Genomic DNA, 17509 nt, shown 5'->3' on the forward strand with positions numbered 1-17509 from the left:
GCATGAGGGAACACAAAATTGCGGTGCTAGCGGGGGATGGCATTGGCCCGGAGGTCATGAAAGAAGCTAATAAGGTACTGGATGCGGTATCGCAATCGTTTGGATTTACCTTATCGCGAGAAGCGCATCCGGTTGGCGGCTATGCAATTGATACTTGCGGTGAAGCACTGCCAGCATCTACTCTTAAAGCGTGTGAACAAAGCGATGCCATTTTATTCGGTTCAATAGGCGGACCTAAATGGGATAGCCTTCCCCTTGAGAAGCGCCCGGAACGAGCGGCCTTGTTGACCCTGCGCAGTCATTTTGATTTGTTTAGTAACTTACGTCCTGCTCGCATTTATCAAGGCCTGGAAGACCTATCCCCACTTCGAAAAGACATTGCTGCAAGCGGCGTCGATGTGCTAGTAGTAAGAGAGCTGACGTCGGGAATTTATTTTGGCCAGCCAAAAGGCGTAGAGGGCGAAGGTGAGTCACAAAATGCGTTTGATACCATGCGCTATTCCCGCGCTGAAATACGCCGTATTGCGCATTCGGCCTTTCAGGCGGCCAGCAAACGTAATAACAAGGTCACTTCAGTTGATAAAGCCAACGTGCTGGTGACCAGTCGCCTGTGGCGAGAAGTGGTCGAAGAAGTTGCTCAGGAGTATCCGCAGGTTACCCTTGAACATATTTATATTGATAATGCGACCATGCAACTGATTGTGAATCCAGCTCAATTTGATGTGCTGCTTTGCTCCAATCTCTTCGGTGATATCTTATCTGACGAATGTGCCATGATCACAGGCTCTATGGGTTTATTAGCCTCTGCCAGTATCAATGCGGACGGCTTTGGCATGTACGAACCCGCTGGAGGCTCAGCTCCGGATATTGCCGGAAAAGGCATTGCCAATCCTATTGCGCAGATCTTGTCTGCCGCTATGATGCTGAGATTTTCCCTTAACGAAGAAGCTGCCGCAGATAAGATAGAATCGGCCGTGGTGACTGCACTTTCGCAAGGTATGCTTACCGCAGAGCTATTACCAAAAGACAAACGCGAAACGGCGAAAAGCACCAGCGAGGTAGGCGACTTTATCGCAAATTTATGTCGCTGAATTTTGGGTTGCCAGCTCAACTCAGATAAACAGACGCCTTCGTTGGCCAGTAGAACATACTTACAGAATTGATTGAAAGGAAACGCCATATGGGCAAAACACTTTATGAAAAAATCGTTGATGCGCACTTAGTCGATAGCATTGGCGAGGATTTACTCCTATATATTGATCGTCACCTCATACATGAAGTTACGACGCCGCAAGCCTTCGCCGGGCTGGATGAGAAAAATCGTAAAGTGCGAAGACCCGATTTAACCTTTGGCACGATGGATCACAGTATATCGACACGTTCGCTGGCACTGGATGCCTGCGGGCCGCAAAACGCATTACAGCTAAATACCCTTGCCGTAAATTGCGCCAGACACGGAATCGAGCTTTATCCTGTAGGGCACAAAAATCAAGGCATTGTCCATGTTATTGGCCCACAATTAGGACTTATTCAGCCAGGTATGACTGTTGTTTGTGGTGACTCTCACACCGCGACTCATGGTGCCTTTGGTGCACTTGCTTTTGGCATAGGTACCTCTCAGGTAGAGCATGTACTTGCCACGCAAACGCTTAAACAGTCCCGTGCGAAAAATATGCGCGTAAGCATTGAGGGAAAACTGGGCCTAGGTGTTACCGCAAAGGATATTATTCTCGCCATTATTGGAAAAATTGGGCACGCTGGTGCCACCGGACACGTTATAGAATATGCAGGCAGCGCCATTCGTTCGCTTTCAATGGAAGAGCGCATGACGGTTTGCAACATGAGCATCGAGGCAGGCGCAAAAGCGGGCCTCATTGCGCCAGATGAAACAACATATGCCTACATAAAGGGCAAGGAATTTGCGCCTTCTGGCGAGAACTGGGATAAGGCGCTTAGCTTTTGGCACACACTTTTTTCAGATGATGACGCAAAGTTTGATACGCTCGTTAAGCTTAAGGCCGAAGATATTGCACCTCAAATTACTTGGGGCACCAATCCCGGACAGGTTGTTGCAGTAACTGAAGCGGTTCCCTCACCTGATGATTTTGCCGACCCAATCGTAAAAGCATCAGCAATAAAAGCGCTAAAATACATGGCCCTTGAGCCCGGGCAAAAACTTACTGATGTGGATGTTTCTCACGTATTCATCGGCTCTTGCACCAATAGCCGCATTGAGGATTTACGAGCTGCCGCTGCTGTTGCCAAACAGGGAAAGGTCAAAGACTCCGTTACCGCGATTGTTGTTCCAGGCTCAGTGGCGGTAAAAGAACAGGCTGAAGCTGAAGCGCTCGATAAAATATTTATTGATGCCGGCTTTGAATGGCGCCTGCCGGGTTGTTCAATGTGTTTAGGTATGAATGATGATGTGCTTAATGAAGGCGACCGCTGTGCATCCACCAGCAATCGAAATTTTGAAGGCAGGCAAGGCCGTGGTGCTCGTACGCATTTAGTTAGCCCTGAGATGGCAGCGGCGGCTGCAATAGAAGGTCGTTTTACGGATGCACGTCGCTTTAAATCATAGTGCCTAGTCAAAGCGCGAGGTCAAAGTGTCAGATCAATGAAAAATACACAGCAATAAGCACAATATGCAAAAACGCGTTAAATAAGTCATTCATTACAGCAAATTTAAAAAGATAGAGACCCATAATGAGCGGAATATCACAAATAAGCGGAAGAGCAGCCCCTCTTGATCAAGCTAACGTCGATACAGATCAAATCATCCCCAAGCAATTTTTGACTGGCGTTACACGTAGCGGCTACGGAAAACACCTTTTTCACGACTGGCGCTATCTGGATAAAAACGAAAGCGTCCTTAACCCCGATTTTTCGCTAAACCAAGGGGTACATAAAGGGGCAACTATTTTACTTACCCGTGAAAACTTTGGCTGTGGATCAAGCCGAGAGCATGCTCCATGGGCGCTTGCCGACTATGGATTTGAAGCCATCATCGCTGTTAGCTTTGCTGACATTTTCTATGGCAACTGCATCAATAACCAGTTGTTACCGATTGCGCTTTCAAGTGCACAAGTACAAGCGCTATTTGAAGCGGTAAGCGCCTCACCCGATCTTGAAATAAGTATTGATTTGCCCGAGCAGACCATCAATTTTGACGACACATCATTCAATTTCGATATAGCGGAACATCATAAACATAATTTAATCAAAGGCTTGGATGCGATTGGGCAAACTTTGGAGCTAGATAGCAAAATTAGTGCATTTGAAGGAAAACGGCAAATTTGGCTTTAAAAATCGTGAAGTTGGCCGATAGCGTTTACACAGCAAAGCCAGTTTTGGCATCGGCTCCTTCAATCACGATAGCGTAAAAAGAATCAGCATGAATCAAAGCATTGGAATAGATGAAGTAAAGGTGGGGATGTACCTCGTAAGCCTTCATGAATGCGAAACCAATTTGCAAGTAAAAAGTCAGGGATTGATTAAGTCTACAGCGACCATAGAGAGTCTCAAACGCAGAGGCGTTAAAAGTATTATTATCGATGCAGACAAAAGTGTGCATGCATCTCACGTCAAATCACAAACCGATATCACCAAGCTGTCGAAAGAAAACGATGTAAGTGTTGAGCACAAACCTGCTTTGTCACCGCAAATATTGGATTTTGCAAAGCATCAGGAGCACCTTGCCAAAGCAGATAAGCTTTATACACAAGCGCGTGCCTTGCAGTCGCGATTTATTAAGCAGCTCAGAAGCGGGGATGCCCCGGATTTTGATGTACTGAATGCCATGTGCCAGGATGTCATAGACTCTGTGTTTGAAAATAACGAAGCGCTTAGCTGCCTCGTTATGCTAAAAGACACCAGCGACTACCTGGTAGAGCATTCGCTAAATTGCGCCATTTTATTAAGCATGTTTGCGACCCATCGAGGTATGACACAAGCAGAAATAGAAGATCTGACTTTATCCGGTCTTTTGATGGATTTAGGCATGGCATTACTGCCCGATGAGCTTGCCGCGCGACAAGACGAATACTCTCAAGCAGACCTTACGCTAATGCGCTCTCACGTCGATATTGGCGCAGAGATTGTGGAACGCTATGCGGATTTGCCGCCTATGGTTAGAGAGGTCATCCTAAATCATCATGAGCGCGTTGATGGTAGCGGATATCCTAAGCAAAAATCGGGAGAGGCGGTATCAATTTATGCCCAAATGGCGGGCTTGGTTGATACCTATGACGCCATGATCACTGATCGTAAGTTCCGCTCATCAAGAACAGCACAAGATGTTCTTGAGAAATTGGAAACAGACGCCTCTTTTGACTCGGAGCTGGTTGAAGCATTTATTGCAGCAATAGGTTTGTACCCGGTAGGCGCTTTAGTGCATTTAAGCAGTGGCAAACTTGCCATTGTGGTGCAAAAGCACCCTAAATACCCACTTAAACCGAAAGTAATGAGTTTTTATAGCATTCGAAATAAAATGCACACAGAAGTGAAGTTAACTGACTTAAGTAAATCAAGCGATAAAATCAAAAGTGTAGTGCGACCTGAGGAATTTGACCTTAATTTGCCTCAGTTTTTCAAAAAGGTATTTCGCTCTTAAGTCACTCTAATTTTACCAATCCGATAGCGCATTCATTGAAAATGTGGTTCCCCTGAAGTCGAGAATAATGCGCTCAGGTTCAATCTCAACTATCGATAGGTCCTGAGCGATTGCATCGCCTTCTGACAAACGCAATCCATTAACACGCACCCATCTATCTTGTGGATTAGAAGCATACATATGAGCACTAAAACTCATTGCCGGTATTTGAGTGAGTATGGCTGGTGACAACTGGTCAATGCGTTGTAGGCTCTGCCTGTCTTGACCAGACGGATTTCGGGATTGTCCCACCGGCCGCGCGGGTGCGCGCAACACACCGCTATCGGTAATGATGTCGTCCAGATTGTTTTGTTCAAGAGCAGATTCATAGGGATTCTCAGTAAAACCCGGTATTTGTTCATCGTCCTGCTCGCTACCTTCTGCCTCAAGCTCTGCGGCAGCTTGCTGCACTCGCCGGAGAAGATCTTGTGAACTTGCAGCGCCCTCGCCTGCCCTGCTGTTAATACCTTCTTCTATTTGATTTGTCGGCTCACTTTCATCGGTGGCACCAAATCCTAATAATGTCTCACCTTCATTTAGCACAATACCGTTAACAATGCGTTGATTGCTCTTATCTTCAGCCCTTAGCGTTTGCTCAGGCATTTGCTCAGGCGTTTGCTCTGCTGCTTCATCTGTCGCTTCATTTAATCCTCGTGTCAGCGATTGTGCGGTTTCAGTATCTTGTGAATCGAGCACGGGTGGTATTTCACCTATATTGTCTTTATCTTTATCTTCATTTTCATTTTGATTTTTTCCGTTTGAGCCAGGGGTGGCTTCTTTTGCTTCATTTAAATGACCGGTAAGCGCAGCAGTGCTATTCTGGCTGCCCTTTGTTTGTGACACCACTTCCTGTGGCGTTTTCGAAAGCCACGAGGGTACTTGCATAATTGAAAACCCAAGCCCAAACCCAATAACAATAGCACCCAATAAAAGAGAGTATGGCAGCCCATACAAGCGCCATTTAGACGGCATTTCGTCTATGGCAGGCATAAATAACGAACGGTGGAATTGTTGGGAAAGCTGCCTGTCAACGGCTGACGCTTGCTTGTCTCGAGCCATTAAGCGCTGTGTTGCGGTGGGCGTTTTAACGGTGATTCCAGGCTTATCAGTACTAATGTTGCTTTGCTCTGTACTCTCTTGTTCGAGAACAAAACTCTGGGCGTCATCCACTTCGACGCGCAAAACACCCATTTCGGTTAAGCCCTTTACCATGGCTTCAGATTTAATCATCCCGACCCGACGAATCTTCACAGGGCCGTTTTGCTCTAGCACTTGAGTCACCATCATGCCCGGCTTGAGCTCGGAAACTAAAAGCACTTTAACAGAGGAATTTTCGTGCTTGTCAGGCATAGATCCCTCCAATCACTAAACCACCGATTAATGCCGCAATAAAGCCGATAACATATCGTTTTCGCCACTTGCTCTGCTGTCTTTGCATGACGATATCTTCACCAAGCACCTGATAACTCGCAGACATCATAACTTGATGATCAATAAAAGGGCGCTGCAGGGAATAGCCAAGGCTCAAGGCCCTGTCGCAAAGCAAGTTTATTACACGGGGAATACCGCCAGATATGCTAAATATCAGTTCGCAAGCTGCTTTTGTAAACGGACTTTGCGCAGAATCAGCCACGCTAAGTCGATGTTCAATATATGTGCTTACTTCATCTTGAGTTAGCGGTAAAAGATGGTAGCGCGCCGTTACACGCTGTGCCAATTGTCTAAGCTCGTTTCGTCGCAGTAGATGTTGCAATTCGGGCTGTCCGATCAAAACCACTTTTAACAGCTTTTCACGATTGGTTTCCAGATTAGTGAGCAAACGCAGTTGTTCAAGCACTTCTGGCAAGAGATGCTGCGCTTCATCGATGATCAAAACGGTATTCATTCCCCGCTGATGATTATCTTCAAGCTTACCTAAAATGCTGTCGGTGTAGGTTTTAAGTGATGCTTTTGATTCGTCGTAATCAATACCCAGTTCATCGCAAACCGTGGCAAGTAACTCCAGAGCTGACAGGGTTGGGTTAAGGATCACTGCGGTTTGAGTATCGTCTGACAAGTCCTGCATTAATTTGCGCGAGACGGTGGTTTTACCGGTGCCAACCTCACCCGTTAACATCACAAAGCCACCGGATTCCTGCAATCCAAAGGTAAGATGCGCTAATGCCTGCTTATGTCGCGTGCTCATAAACAAATAATCGGGATTAGGTGCGATTGAGAAAGGATTATCCGTTAATCCATAATAATTTAAATACACGCTTTGATACTCGGTTGTTCGTACAAAAAGTCCTTGCGCGTACGTTAGCAGATACCGGACATGAGTCAATATAGTATTTCTTCGCGACACCCGGGTTATTATGATATTTTAAGCGTCAGTTTTTTTAATCGCCGCTTTTATTGGCAACACTTTATTAGACGATATTCAGTATGCAGATATACTTGGTTGGCGGCGCGGTGCGCGACACCTTGCTTAATCGCAAAGTCACAGAGCGCGATTATGTGGTTGTTGGGGCGACGCCACAGCAAATGCTTGATAAAGGCTTTACGCAAGTCGGTAAAGACTTTCCTGTATTCTTGCATCCAAAAACAAAAGAAGAATACGCCCTCGCGCGCACAGAACGTAAGAAAGGTAGAGGCTATACTGGCTTTGAATGCGATGCTTCACCTGATATCACGCTTGAGCAGGATCTTATGCGCCGAGACTTGAGCGTTAATGCAATGGCCATGGACTCAGATGGGAAGATTATAGATCCATTCAATGGTCAGGCAGATTTAAACAAGCGTATTTTGCGACACGTAAGCGATGCCTTTGTTGAAGACCCTTTGCGTGTGCTTCGCGTGGCTCGTTTTGCAGCGCGCTATCATGAATACGGTTTTTATGTTCACAGCAGCACGCTGGATTTAATGCGCCAACTTTCTCAAAGCGGCGAATTAGCGGATTTAAGCGCGCCGCGAGTTTGGCAAGAAACGGAAAAGGCGCTCAGCGAGTCGCATCCAGAGGTGTATTTCACCACATTAAAATCGGTTGATGCCCTCAAACATTGGTTTGCAGAACTGGACAAGCTCTGGGGCATTCCCAATCCGTCTGACTGGCATCCCGAAATTGACACTGGCGTGCATACCATGATGGTACTGCAGCAAGCCGTTGCCTTAAGTAACGAACTTAGCGTTCGCTTTGCTGCTTTAGTGCATGACTTGGGCAAAGCCCTTACCGATGTGACCAACTGGCCGTCTCATCATGGTCATGACGATTTGGGACTAAGTGCCATTGAAAACTTCTGTAAGCGGCTTGGAGTACCTAATCAATGTCGGGATTTAGCTTTATTGGTTAGTCAGCATCATTCTGTGATCCATCGCGTGTTTGAAAATTCACCTGAAGATATTCTTAATGTGCTGAACAAGGCTGATGCATGGCGAAGACCGCAGCGCTTTGAACAGCTTTTATTAACCTGTAAATGCGATTTTTTAGGGCGTAAGCATTTTGCTAATCGCCCTTATCCGCAATATGAATACTGGCGCAAGCTACTTGTAGACTTAGGCAAAATTGATGTACAGCAGTTTGTGCAAAACGGCGCGAAAGGACCTGAAATAAAACAGATGCTTCATCAGGCCCGATTAGAAGTGATTGCTAAACAAAGCCCATAAACTAGTGTACACTTCAGCCAATTTTTTCTACCCCCCCGTTTTACCTTTAAAAATCACCTCAGTGAACTGGAGATTATTGCATGTTTGAAGAACTCGAATTAGATGACGCGCTTTGTCGCGGCGTGGCTGAAATGGGTTATACCCAGCCAACGAGTATTCAGGCAATGGTGATCCCCGATGCAATGGAAGGCTTTGATATTCTTGCCAGCGCGCCCACCGGTACCGGTAAAACCGCCGCTTACATATTGCCGGTTGCGCAATATTTACTCGATCACCCAAAGCGTATAAACGGAAGCGCACGAGCGCTGGTCCTTGTGCCAACGCGAGAACTCGCTATTCAGGTAGCTGAGCAGGCAAATAAAATTATCAAATTTGCCGGGCTTCGATGCGATGTGATAACTGGCGGTATTAACTACGGTACTGATAAAGCCATTTTTGAACAAAAGCCGGATATTCTTGTTGCCACACCCGGGCGCTTATTTGAGCATATTGAAAAAGAAAGCTTTGATTGCAGAGATATTGAATCTTTAGTGCTTGATGAAGCAGACCGTATGCTGGATATGGGATTTTCTGCGGTAGTTAATCAAATTGCGGCTGAGGCCAGGTGGCGTAAACAGAGTATGCTGTTTTCTGCCACTCTTGAAGGGCGAGGCGTACGAACCTTTGCCCAGGAATTGCTGAATGAACCGAAAGAGTTCAATGCCAGTCCTTCTCGCAAGGAAAAAGCCAAAACGCTACAGTGGTTTCACCTGTGTGACGATTTAGCGCACAAAGACGCGCTTTTAGAGCATCACTTACAGCACAGTATTGAGTCATGTATCGTGTTTATAAAAACGCGAGAGCGTTTACATGCGCTTAAAGATAAATTGATGAATAAATATGGACTGGTCTATTTACAAGGTGAGATGCCACAAGATAAACGCAACGCAGCATTGGCAAAATTCAAGTCGGGCGAAGCAAAGATTTTACTTGCCACCGATGTTGCTGCCCGCGGCATTGATGTTCCCAATGTGAGTCATGTAATTAACTATGATATGCCTCGCGGCGCAGACGTTTACGTACATCGCATAGGCCGAACTGGCCGTGCTGGCGCAAAAGGCACCGCGATTTCCTTGATTGAAGCGCATGACTATATCTGGGTAGGAAAAATTGAACGCTACACAGGTGAATCGTTTAAAGCACGAGTGGTTGATGGATTGCGTCCCAAACATAAAGCACCAAAGTTAGTAAAAAAGAGCAAACCTAAAAACAAGGCAAAGCGTAAGAAGAGCAAAGATACAAGCAAAAAGCGTAGCAAAAAATGAGGTTTTCCCTTCCTGTACAACAAATTGTCTTAGCCACCGGCAATAAAGGCAAAGTCGCTGAATTTGCTTCTTTATTTGAGCAGTACAGCATTAAAGTTAGTCCGCAATCTGAATTTTTAGTGTCAGACGTGGCTGAAACCGGTACCACTTTTGTTGAAAATGCCATTATTAAAGCGCGACATGCATCACAAGAAACCAAGCTTCCGGCAATTGCTGACGATAGCGGACTTGTGATTGATGCTCTGCACGGCGCGCCAGGTATTTTCAGCGCACGGTATAGTGGTAAACACGGGGATGATGTAGGCAATTATCAAAAAGTGCTTGATGAGTTAAGCGGCGTAAAAAACCGCAAAGCGAAGTTTGTTTGCGCCCTTGCGTTTATGCGCCATGCAAAAGATCCAACTCCCATTCTATGCCTGGGAGAATGGCAGGGCGAAATTGCACAGGCCCCAAGTGGAGACGGTGGTTTTGGCTACGATCCGATATTTTTCTTACCCGAACATAACTGCAGCGCTGCTGAACTTGATAAAGCCACAAAAAATGCAGAAAGCCACAGAGGTAAAGCGCTAAAACAGCTTATGCAAGCTGTTGAAACGCTTATCTAAGGCTCATGTTACTTTTGTCTGATTGCACAACGCAAATTTAATGAGCGCTACGCCGTGACTGCCATCCCCCTTTCCTTATACATTCATGTGCCATGGTGCGTGCAAAAGTGTCCTTATTGCGATTTTAACTCTCATCAATTAAAGGGCGGTATTCCCGAAGCTGAGTATGTTGCTCATCTGCTTGACGATTTAGAGGCCGATATCCCACTTATCAGCGATGGCCCTAAACTACGCACCATACAAAGTATTTTTATCGGGGGTGGCACGCCCTCCTTATTAAGTCCTTATGCCATGCGCACATTGCTAGATGGCGTAAAAGCGCGTGTACCGCTTGCACAGGACGCTGAAATAACCATGGAGGCTAACCCCGGTACCGTTGAATCTGAGCGCTTTTCGGGGTTCAAACAAGCGGGAGTCAATCGAATTTCGATCGGCGTTCAAAGCTTTCAGCCGCAACACTTGAAAATACTGGGGCGCATTCACGATGCACAGCAGGCAAGTAGCGCTATCGCTTATGCAAAAGACCTAAACTTGCGTTCGTTTAATACCGACATTATGCACGGTTTGCCTGAGCAAAGTCTTGAAAATGCTCTAAGCGACCTTCGTCATAGCATCTCAGCACAAGCGCCGCATATTTCATGGTACCAACTCACCATTGAGCCGAACACGCTCTTTCATTCAAAGCCGCCAAAACTTCCTGAAGACGACGTGCTTTGGGATATACAAATCGCAGGTGCTCAACTACTTGCCGAAAACGGTTATGAGCAATACGAAATATCAGCCTATGCAAAAACGGGACATCAGTCACAGCACAATCTGAATTACTGGCGCTTTGGCGATTATCTGGGCATAGGCTGTGGTGCTCATGGTAAAATCACTGATACGAGTGACAGTTCCATTCTGCGTACTGAAAAAGTGAAACATCCAAAAGGCTACATGGATTTAAGCAAACCCTATATGTATAAAAAACACCAGGTGGCCGATGACGATCTGGCCTTTGAGTTCTTTATGAACCGCTTTCGACTGCTGGAGCCCTGCCCGGTCAATGAATTTGAGAAATGCACGGGTCGTAGGCTTAATGATGAAGAGCAAAAGCGCATTAATATCGCTGTCGATAAAGGCCTTTTGCTTGAAGACAATGATGTTTGGCAAGTAAGCGAGCTGGGAAGACGCTATCTTAATTCCTTATTGTCAGAGTTTGTTTAAGCAAAAACTTAGCACTCGCACGAACATGTGTATAATATACCAACAATATTCAGGCATTTAGATTGAGAGATACCAGTAAATTGCCGCGTAACGATGTTCAAAATGGGCGGAAAGTGCAAGACATGCAGAAAAACGAGCCATCCCTGCCCGACTTAACAGACTACGACCTCTCTAGATATATTGCCTGTCATGAGTGCGATTTGCTTATACACTTACCCGAACGCTTAGATGTATATACACAAGTTTGCTGTCCTCGCTGCAGCGCCAAGCAGTTTACCGTAAGAAAGTCACCGATTGATAAAACCTTAGCCTATGCCCTAACGGCCTTGGTGTTGTTAAGCATTGCTGTAAGCTTCCCGTTCTTGCGCATTGAAGCAAGCGGTATAGAAAACAGTATTTCTCTCGTGCAATCGCCACTGACCCTGTTTAATGAGGGTTATGGCATGATAGCTACGATAGTGATGTTATGTGTGATCGCCCTCCCGGCAGCTTACCTGCTTTGTTTGCTTTTACTCCTGATCCCACTTTTTAGAGGCAAATCTGCAAGAGCTAGTTTAGTCTACGCCAAGCTGATTGACGGCATGCTCCCCTGGATAATGGTCGATGTGTTTGTAATAGGCGTATTGGTAGCGCTAATTAAATTAATAGAAACGGCTGATATCATCTTGGGTACTGCATTTTGGGCCTATATTGCTTTTGCCGCCGTGTTTATTGGAATCAACACGATTGTTAGTAAACGACAGCTTTGGTTTTGGGTAGTTAACGCGGGTAAAGCCAATGCAAACTAAAGCCAGAGAAACGTCGACAAAATTTGCCAAGATGGCCAAATTTGTAAGTGCAGCGCAACTGGGTCTTTCGAGCTGCACACGTTGTTTAAGTTTGACACCGGTATCTGAACAACACTGTCGATTGTGCGGTAAGCGTACACACCTTCGCAATAAGCATAGCATTCAGCGTACTCTAGCGCTGGTTTTTACCGCCATGCTGTTCTATATTCCGGCGAATATCTACCCAATAATGAGCACAACCCTGCTTGGTCAGGAAATCCCGTCAACGATTATGGGCGGGGTTTTGCTTTTCCTGGAGCACGAGTCGTACTTCATCGCAATTGTTATTTTCACCGCGAGTATTTTCATACCTATTGCCAAAATGATGATTATATTATGGCTATGCCATATGGTCAGAAAACAGGAAGGTATGAAAATTCACCAAATGGCTGTGATGTATCAAATCACTGAATTTATTGGCAAATGGTCAATGGTGGATGTATTTGTTGTAGCCATTCTTGTGGCATTAGTTCAAATCACTGGAATTATGGCCATTCACCCCGGACTAGCAGCTCAGGCTTTTGCCACTGTTGTCATACTTACCATGCTGGCGGCACAACAATTTGATATTCGACTTATCTGGGATAATATCGCTCAAAACAAAGATAGTCAGCCTGCACAAGTTGATATCCCAAAAACGCCGAACACAGTTTCCAATCAGGAATCCCATTTAGCCAACCACCGTAAAGAATGATCAATGACTGACGAATTAAGCCAAACCGCCCCCGTTATTAAACAAAAGAGCCGAATCAGCCCTATTTGGATTTTACCCATTATCGCATTGATCATTGGCGTTGGCATGTTCTACCAAGAGTGGCAAGACCGCGGCCAAATGATAGAGATAGCGTTTGAAAATGCTAATGGTCTGGAGGAAAAAAAGACAAAAGTAAAATTTAAAAACGTGAACATCGGAACGCTTGAGTCTATAGAGTTTAATGAACAAGGCGATGGGATTATTGCCAAGGTGATTATCGACCGTGAAATGACGCGCTTTTTACGCTCAGACAGTGTTTTTTGGGTGGTAAGACCTCGTATCGGTTCTGATGGGGTAAGCGGTGTGAGCACTTTGTTATCAGGCGCATATATTTCAATGGAGGCTGGAATAAGCGACTCTATCAGCCTGAATTTTGTGGGCCTGGAATCACCACCCGTAGCGTCCCCAAACGATGAAGGATTAAGGCTATCGTTAATTTCTACCGGTGGAAAAATGCTGAGAGTGGGAAATCCGATTTTATATCGTGGTTTCGAGGTTGGCGCCGTTCAAGCCATTGACTTTGATATTGAATCTCGTGAACTAAGCTACGATATCTTTATCAATGCGCCTTATCATAATCTTATTACAAGCAATACTTTCTTTTGGAATGTGAGCGGTTTTGGATTCACCACCGGGCCTCAAGGTGTATCGGTAGACTTTTCATCTCTGGAAACCTTTATATCTGGTGGCGTAGAATTTGATGTGCCGGAAGATTTAGGTTTAGGAGAGCGCGTAACGGAATCACGAAGCTTTAAATTGTATCCAAATAAAACCAGCGTTACCGAAGATAGAAAATACGAATATCTGGAGTATGTCTTGCTGGTTGAAGATTCAGTTGCAGGCCTTCAAGTCGGCACGCCCGTTGAATATCGAGGGATTCGCATTGGTCGAGTTGCGAAGCCTTATCTGGGTTTTCACCAGACCAACCAGATTGACCCCGAAGAAGAGCGCATTCCTGTGGTGATCCATATCGAGCCCAGACGACTGACGGAAGAGTCAAGCTACAGTCTGGATTGGTTTGATAAGCAATTTCAGCATTGGATAAAAACCGGGTTAGGTGCGAATATCGAAAGTGCAAATTACCTGACAGGTGCGATGAAAGTCACATTGGATATGAGCAATGAAGCGAGCGGCAACATTGAATATTTTGGGGATTACACAATCATCCCTATTGGTGATTCGAGCTTTGCTGGTATTTTGGAAAAAACCGACCGTTTGCTTGCAAAACTTAACGCACTGGATATTGAGTCTATCATTGAATCAACAAAACAAACCATGCAAAGCGCTGATCGCACATTAGGCGCCGCTAATGACGCCATTTTAAGCACACAGTCGGTGATTCAAAGCGTTAACGATACGATGATTGATGCGCAAGAGGCATTAAAAGGGATTAGCCCTGACTCAACGTTGTATAAAGAGCTCCAGTTAAATTTGATACAGATGCAGAAAACGATGGATGACTTACAACCCTTTATCCAGCGAATAAGTGAAAAACCAAACTTACTGATTTTTAGCGAACAGCCACAAGCTGATGAGCAACCTGAAGGAAAGGCGCGATAATGACCATTAGCAGAAAACGGAACATAACAGCCATCGCAATATATATTGCCTCTGCAATCGCAGCAAGCGGATGCACTTCCAGTGCACCCGCTCCACAAATGCAACATTATATTCTGGATTCAGCAGCAGACAGGCTCGCCATGACCGCAAAGGTACAAAAAGTAGATGTGCGCATTGCATCCATTCCCGATTATCTCAATACGAATAATCTGGTTATGCAGACAGAAGATCATCAAATGGTTCTCGCACGTTACCATGCTTGGGCAAACCGGCTGTCAGACAGTATTGCAAGTATAGTTGCTTTTGAAGTGAATGAACAAGTGGCGGGAAAAGAATGGGCCGATGACTGTGTGGCATGTCAGGATATTGCTCTGCACATAGAACATTTTTACCCCACGTCACAAGGTGATGTATTTCTTGTTGGCCACTTCGAATACTCAGGCCTGAACAAAGAAAAGCAGCGCATTCGCTTTAGTTACGCCGGCGAAATGGAAGCAGGCGGCTATGCTTCAGCGGTCAAGGAAATGCGTGCTTTACTGCTTCAACTTAGTGGACAAATCAGCGAAAGTTTAGCGAGTGCGCACTAAACGCACGTGCAAATTGCGCTCTACATTGCGAAGCGATGTAGTTCCATTGAAAAACGCAACCGACCAAGCGCCGTTTGCACTTTGTCCGCTTTGCGTTTGCACAGACACAGTAGATGTCCAAAAATCATCTGCGGGTGTACTTGGAAACGCTTCTTCATTTATGGCAGGGCGAACGCAGGCACGCTCTGCTATCACGCTTAATTCTTTAACATTTGGCAGGCGCCAGTTTTGTGAATCTGCATAATCATAGCCGATGCTTATTTGTAGAGCCTCTTGCCAGGTAAAGGTGTCTGCCTCGCCAATACACGCTCCGTTTTGCCATGTTTGTCCTAGGGAGCAGCGCATAAATACTAAATCGCTGGGCAAATGAAGGATTTCTCCCTCGCCAAGCTCTTCATAAAGGTTTCCGTTAGCCGTTTCTGGAATAGCGGCAGGACACAATGATTCTGCCTCGGACCTATAGCTGATAAACGCAAGTACCGCCCATAGACTTACCCACAACCAACGTTTAATCATCAATTGTCTCATCAATTACCTCTACCTGCTCTGACTAGACGTACCTTACGCTCACTTGTTTTTTGAAGCTGATTATCAAGTCCATTGGCAAAATCAATCGCCCATGCATTTCTTGCGATATCGTTACTCACACCATCTGCGCTACTTTGCCTTGTCCAATACCACAAAGGCACCTGAGCGGTATATTCGTCAGCACTGCCTGTATTTGGGAAATACGCTATGTCAACGCTTGGGGATTGCGCGCGACCGTAATGAATAATAGATTGCAATTCGTAGTGATTGGGCAAGCGCCAGTCGGAAAATCCGCATAGCCCAAGCGCATTTATCGCATCAATATAAGCTTGCGTGTTGCAGCGAGTGCCAGATAGATTGCAACTATCGCCTGATTCATTTATCGCGCCAGCATCGTTACCGTTATCTTCTTCTTGATACCAGGTATAAGCCTGAGCGGTGTAATTGATAGCGTTTGTATCAGAAGACTTTAATTCCCAAATCAACCCGGTGATATTGTCTCGCAAGCAAGCTGCTTGTTGGCTGTTGTTATTCACTTGATCATCAACAGGGTCGCCGTTTTCGTTCAGGCGGGTAAAATCAAAGCCTTCGTCCCCTCGCCCGGTTTTGATATCAACGTTTGCCGCTGCAAGCGCATCCGCGCCATATTGCGCATCCTGGCCTGGATAGGCACTTTGATAGATGTTGCTGAGCTGCCCCGAAGATGCAAAAGTACTGACGCCTGTGTCATTAATCAGAAACTTTTGTTTAGGGTAAACGGTTATTTCGACTGTGTCCGTGACGGTTTTTCCAAACCTGTCTACAACGCTTAGTTCTACAGACAACACTTGATCTATTGCTACGTTTGGCGCAACAAAATGCGCATCCACTTGCTGAGACTGCCAACTTTGCGTCTCACGAAGCTGCTGTTCAACTCTCACACCTGAATTATTCAGCACTTCCCATGCAAAAGTATAGGGGCCCGCATTTGGCGCGTCATTTAACACGCTGCCAAATAAGCTGACTATCTCTCCGGAAAAGACTGAAATCGCAGTGCCGGCATCAACTACTGCAAGCGTGCCTTCTTCACCTACAAACTCAATGGTTTGGCGTGCGGTGGCCACGCCGCCTTCCTGATCTCGCACGCTCAGCATAAATTGTGCGGTTTCAGCTCGCGTAATCACAGGTGTCATAAATCGCAATTGACTTTCGTTTGTCGCAACGCCATTAAGCGCAAAAGTACCTGCAACTTGTTGCCATTCGTAGCTTAGCGGCGCTTCTTCTTCAGACTGGGGATCCAGGTCAAAGCTTTGAGAAGCATCTAACACCACTTCAGCATTCACCGGAAAAGCAAATGGAGCGTAGTTCTCTAGCTGATTGACATTTATCACGACTGTCGGCAGCTCATTGACAGGTAGCACCGTCAATGTGATGGAGCGTTGACCGGTTTGACCATTTTCATCGGTAGCGATGAGTGAAAGCGTATAGCTTGTTTCTTCAGCTACGACTGGCGCGGTAACAATAGCGCTTGCACTGTCTGTGCTGGCTTGTTCAATTGTAATGGAGGCAGGGACTTGCCACTCAAATGTGTAGATACCACTGCCGCCACTTGCCGCCCCGCTCAGCTCCGCGCTGCCTAGCTCGTTAAGGGAAATATCTGTCCCCGCATTTACCAGTATGGCTTGTCTGCTTGAAGGTGGCGCATCATCGGATGCGCCGCCACCGCCACAAGCGCTAATACTTAAGCAAACAACGAGCAAGGACAAGAGCATGAACAAGTAGCGTGTAAACATGGCAAATTTACGTCGGATAGTGAAAGATGAAAAATACAGAGCAAAACACAGACCAGTTTCTCGTTTCATTTCT

At 45.9% G+C, this 17509-nt stretch carries 16 protein-coding genes; 12 read left to right on the forward strand and 4 right to left on the reverse strand.

Features of this window, described 5'->3' with window-relative positions; all coding sequences use genetic code 11:
• The first annotated feature begins 2 nt into the window (after nt 1-2).
• The 4 genes from leuB to D6V41_RS04175 all read left to right on the forward strand — a co-directional run bounded on the left by leuB (nt 3) and on the right by D6V41_RS04175 (nt 4612).
• Entirely contained in the window at nt 3-1091 is a 1089-nt protein-coding gene (gene leuB, locus D6V41_RS04160; RefSeq protein WP_136250223.1) for a 3-isopropylmalate dehydrogenase, read from the forward strand.
• Nucleotides 1092-1180: 89 nt separating this feature from the next.
• Complete coding sequence (leuC, locus tag D6V41_RS04165) at nt 1181-2581, forward strand: 3-isopropylmalate dehydratase large subunit (RefSeq protein WP_136250224.1); 1401 nt, start codon at nt 1181-1183, stop codon at nt 2579-2581.
• 125 nt (nt 2582-2706) lie between these two features.
• Nucleotides 2707-3306 carry a 3-isopropylmalate dehydratase small subunit gene (gene leuD, locus D6V41_RS04170; RefSeq protein ID WP_136250225.1) on the forward strand — a complete coding sequence of 200 codons (600 nt, stop codon included), beginning with the start codon at nt 2707-2709 and terminating at the stop codon, nt 3304-3306.
• A gap of 88 nt (nt 3307-3394) precedes the next feature.
• Nucleotides 3395-4612, forward strand: a complete 1218-nt coding sequence (locus tag D6V41_RS04175) for an HD-GYP domain-containing protein (RefSeq protein WP_136250226.1) — start codon at nt 3395-3397, stop codon at nt 4610-4612.
• 12 nt (nt 4613-4624) lie between these two features.
• On the opposite strand, the gene D6V41_RS04180 is transcribed toward D6V41_RS04175, so the two are convergent.
• The gene (locus tag D6V41_RS04180; protein ID WP_241664422.1) at nt 4625-6001 is read right to left on the reverse strand and encodes a general secretion pathway protein GspB; all 1377 of its coding nucleotides are present in this window, start codon (nt 5999-6001) and stop codon (nt 4625-4627) included.
• Nucleotides 5994-6905 (reverse strand): ExeA family protein, encoded by a 912-nt coding sequence (locus tag D6V41_RS04185; protein WP_136250227.1) that lies wholly within the window; start codon nt 6903-6905, stop codon nt 5994-5996. The genes D6V41_RS04180 and D6V41_RS04185 overlap by 8 nt, the downstream gene beginning before the upstream one ends.
• A gap of 170 nt (nt 6906-7075) precedes the next feature.
• On the opposite strand from D6V41_RS04185, the gene D6V41_RS04190 reads away from it, so the two are divergent.
• From D6V41_RS04190 to D6V41_RS04225, 8 genes are all read left to right on the forward strand, one after another.
• Nucleotides 7076-8293, forward strand: coding sequence for a multifunctional CCA addition/repair protein (locus tag D6V41_RS04190; protein ID WP_136250228.1), 1218 nt, complete (start codon nt 7076-7078; stop codon nt 8291-8293).
• 80 nt (nt 8294-8373) lie between these two features.
• On the forward strand, nt 8374-9597 hold the full coding sequence (srmB, locus tag D6V41_RS04195) for an ATP-dependent RNA helicase SrmB (protein WP_136250229.1): 1224 nt from the start codon (nt 8374-8376) through the stop codon (nt 9595-9597).
• Complete coding sequence (rdgB, locus tag D6V41_RS04200) at nt 9594-10202, forward strand: RdgB/HAM1 family non-canonical purine NTP pyrophosphatase (RefSeq protein WP_136250230.1); 609 nt, start codon at nt 9594-9596, stop codon at nt 10200-10202. The genes srmB and rdgB overlap by 4 nt, the downstream gene beginning before the upstream one ends.
• A 54-nt stretch (nt 10203-10256) precedes the next feature.
• Nucleotides 10257-11408, forward strand: a complete 1152-nt coding sequence (hemW, locus tag D6V41_RS04205; protein ID WP_136250231.1) for a radical SAM family heme chaperone HemW — start codon at nt 10257-10259, stop codon at nt 11406-11408.
• A gap of 62 nt (nt 11409-11470) precedes the next feature.
• Entirely contained in the window at nt 11471-12196 is a 726-nt protein-coding gene (locus tag D6V41_RS04210) for a paraquat-inducible protein A (protein ID WP_136250232.1), read from the forward strand.
• Nucleotides 12186-12929 (forward strand): paraquat-inducible protein A, encoded by a 744-nt coding sequence (locus D6V41_RS04215; RefSeq protein ID WP_136250233.1) that lies wholly within the window; start codon nt 12186-12188, stop codon nt 12927-12929. The genes D6V41_RS04210 and D6V41_RS04215 overlap by 11 nt, the downstream gene beginning before the upstream one ends.
• 3 nt (nt 12930-12932) lie before the next feature.
• A complete protein-coding gene (pqiB, locus tag D6V41_RS04220) occupies nt 12933-14549 on the forward strand; it encodes an intermembrane transport protein PqiB (RefSeq protein ID WP_136250234.1) in 1617 nt (538 codons plus the stop codon).
• Entirely contained in the window at nt 14549-15136 is a 588-nt protein-coding gene (locus D6V41_RS04225; protein WP_136250235.1) for a PqiC family protein, read from the forward strand. Before pqiB ends, D6V41_RS04225 begins: the two co-directional genes overlap by 1 nt.
• On the opposite strand, the gene D6V41_RS04230 is transcribed toward D6V41_RS04225, so the two are convergent.
• Nucleotides 15119-15652: an Lcl C-terminal domain-containing protein gene (locus D6V41_RS04230; RefSeq protein WP_168710964.1), complete on the reverse strand. Its 534-nt coding sequence runs from the start codon at nt 15650-15652 to the stop codon at nt 15119-15121. The two genes, D6V41_RS04225 and D6V41_RS04230, sit on opposite strands and share 18 nt — an antisense overlap.
• A gap of 11 nt (nt 15653-15663) precedes the next feature.
• Nucleotides 15664-17505 (reverse strand): Lcl C-terminal domain-containing protein, encoded by a 1842-nt coding sequence (locus D6V41_RS04235; protein WP_136250237.1) that lies wholly within the window; start codon nt 17503-17505, stop codon nt 15664-15666.
• Nucleotides 17506-17509: the final 4 nt, after the last annotated feature.

It is taken from the genome of Ningiella ruwaisensis, assembly GCF_004798935.1.
Taxonomy (GTDB): Bacteria; Pseudomonadota; Gammaproteobacteria; order Enterobacterales; family Alteromonadaceae; genus Glaciecola; species Glaciecola ruwaisensis.

Bases quoted from the DNA above. Each gene is read 5' to 3' on its own strand.
- leuB (WP_136250223.1), top strand. From the start codon at position 3: ATGAGGGAACACAAAATTGCGGTGCTAGCGGGGGATGGCATTGGCCCG.
- leuC (WP_136250224.1), top strand. From the start codon at position 1,181: ATGGGCAAAACACTTTATGAAAAAATCGTTGATGCGCACTTAGTCGAT.
- leuD (WP_136250225.1), top strand. From the start codon at position 2,707: ATGAGCGGAATATCACAAATAAGCGGAAGAGCAGCCCCTCTTGATCAA.
- D6V41_RS04175 (WP_136250226.1), top strand. From the start codon at position 3,395: ATGAATCAAAGCATTGGAATAGATGAAGTAAAGGTGGGGATGTACCTC.
- D6V41_RS04180 (WP_241664422.1), bottom strand. From the start codon at position 6,001: ATGCCTGACAAGCACGAAAATTCCTCTGTTAAAGTGCTTTTAGTTTCC.
- D6V41_RS04190 (WP_136250228.1), top strand. From the start codon at position 7,076: ATGCAGATATACTTGGTTGGCGGCGCGGTGCGCGACACCTTGCTTAAT.
- srmB (WP_136250229.1), top strand. From the start codon at position 8,374: ATGTTTGAAGAACTCGAATTAGATGACGCGCTTTGTCGCGGCGTGGCT.
- rdgB (WP_136250230.1), top strand. From the start codon at position 9,594: ATGAGGTTTTCCCTTCCTGTACAACAAATTGTCTTAGCCACCGGCAAT.
- D6V41_RS04215 (WP_136250233.1), top strand. From the start codon at position 12,186: ATGCAAACTAAAGCCAGAGAAACGTCGACAAAATTTGCCAAGATGGCC.
- pqiB (WP_136250234.1), top strand. From the start codon at position 12,933: ATGACTGACGAATTAAGCCAAACCGCCCCCGTTATTAAACAAAAGAGC.
- D6V41_RS04225 (WP_136250235.1), top strand. From the start codon at position 14,549: ATGACCATTAGCAGAAAACGGAACATAACAGCCATCGCAATATATATT.
- D6V41_RS04230 (WP_168710964.1), bottom strand. From the start codon at position 15,652: ATGATTAAACGTTGGTTGTGGGTAAGTCTATGGGCGGTACTTGCGTTT.
- D6V41_RS04235 (WP_136250237.1), bottom strand. From the start codon at position 17,505: ATGAAACGAGAAACTGGTCTGTGTTTTGCTCTGTATTTTTCATCTTTC.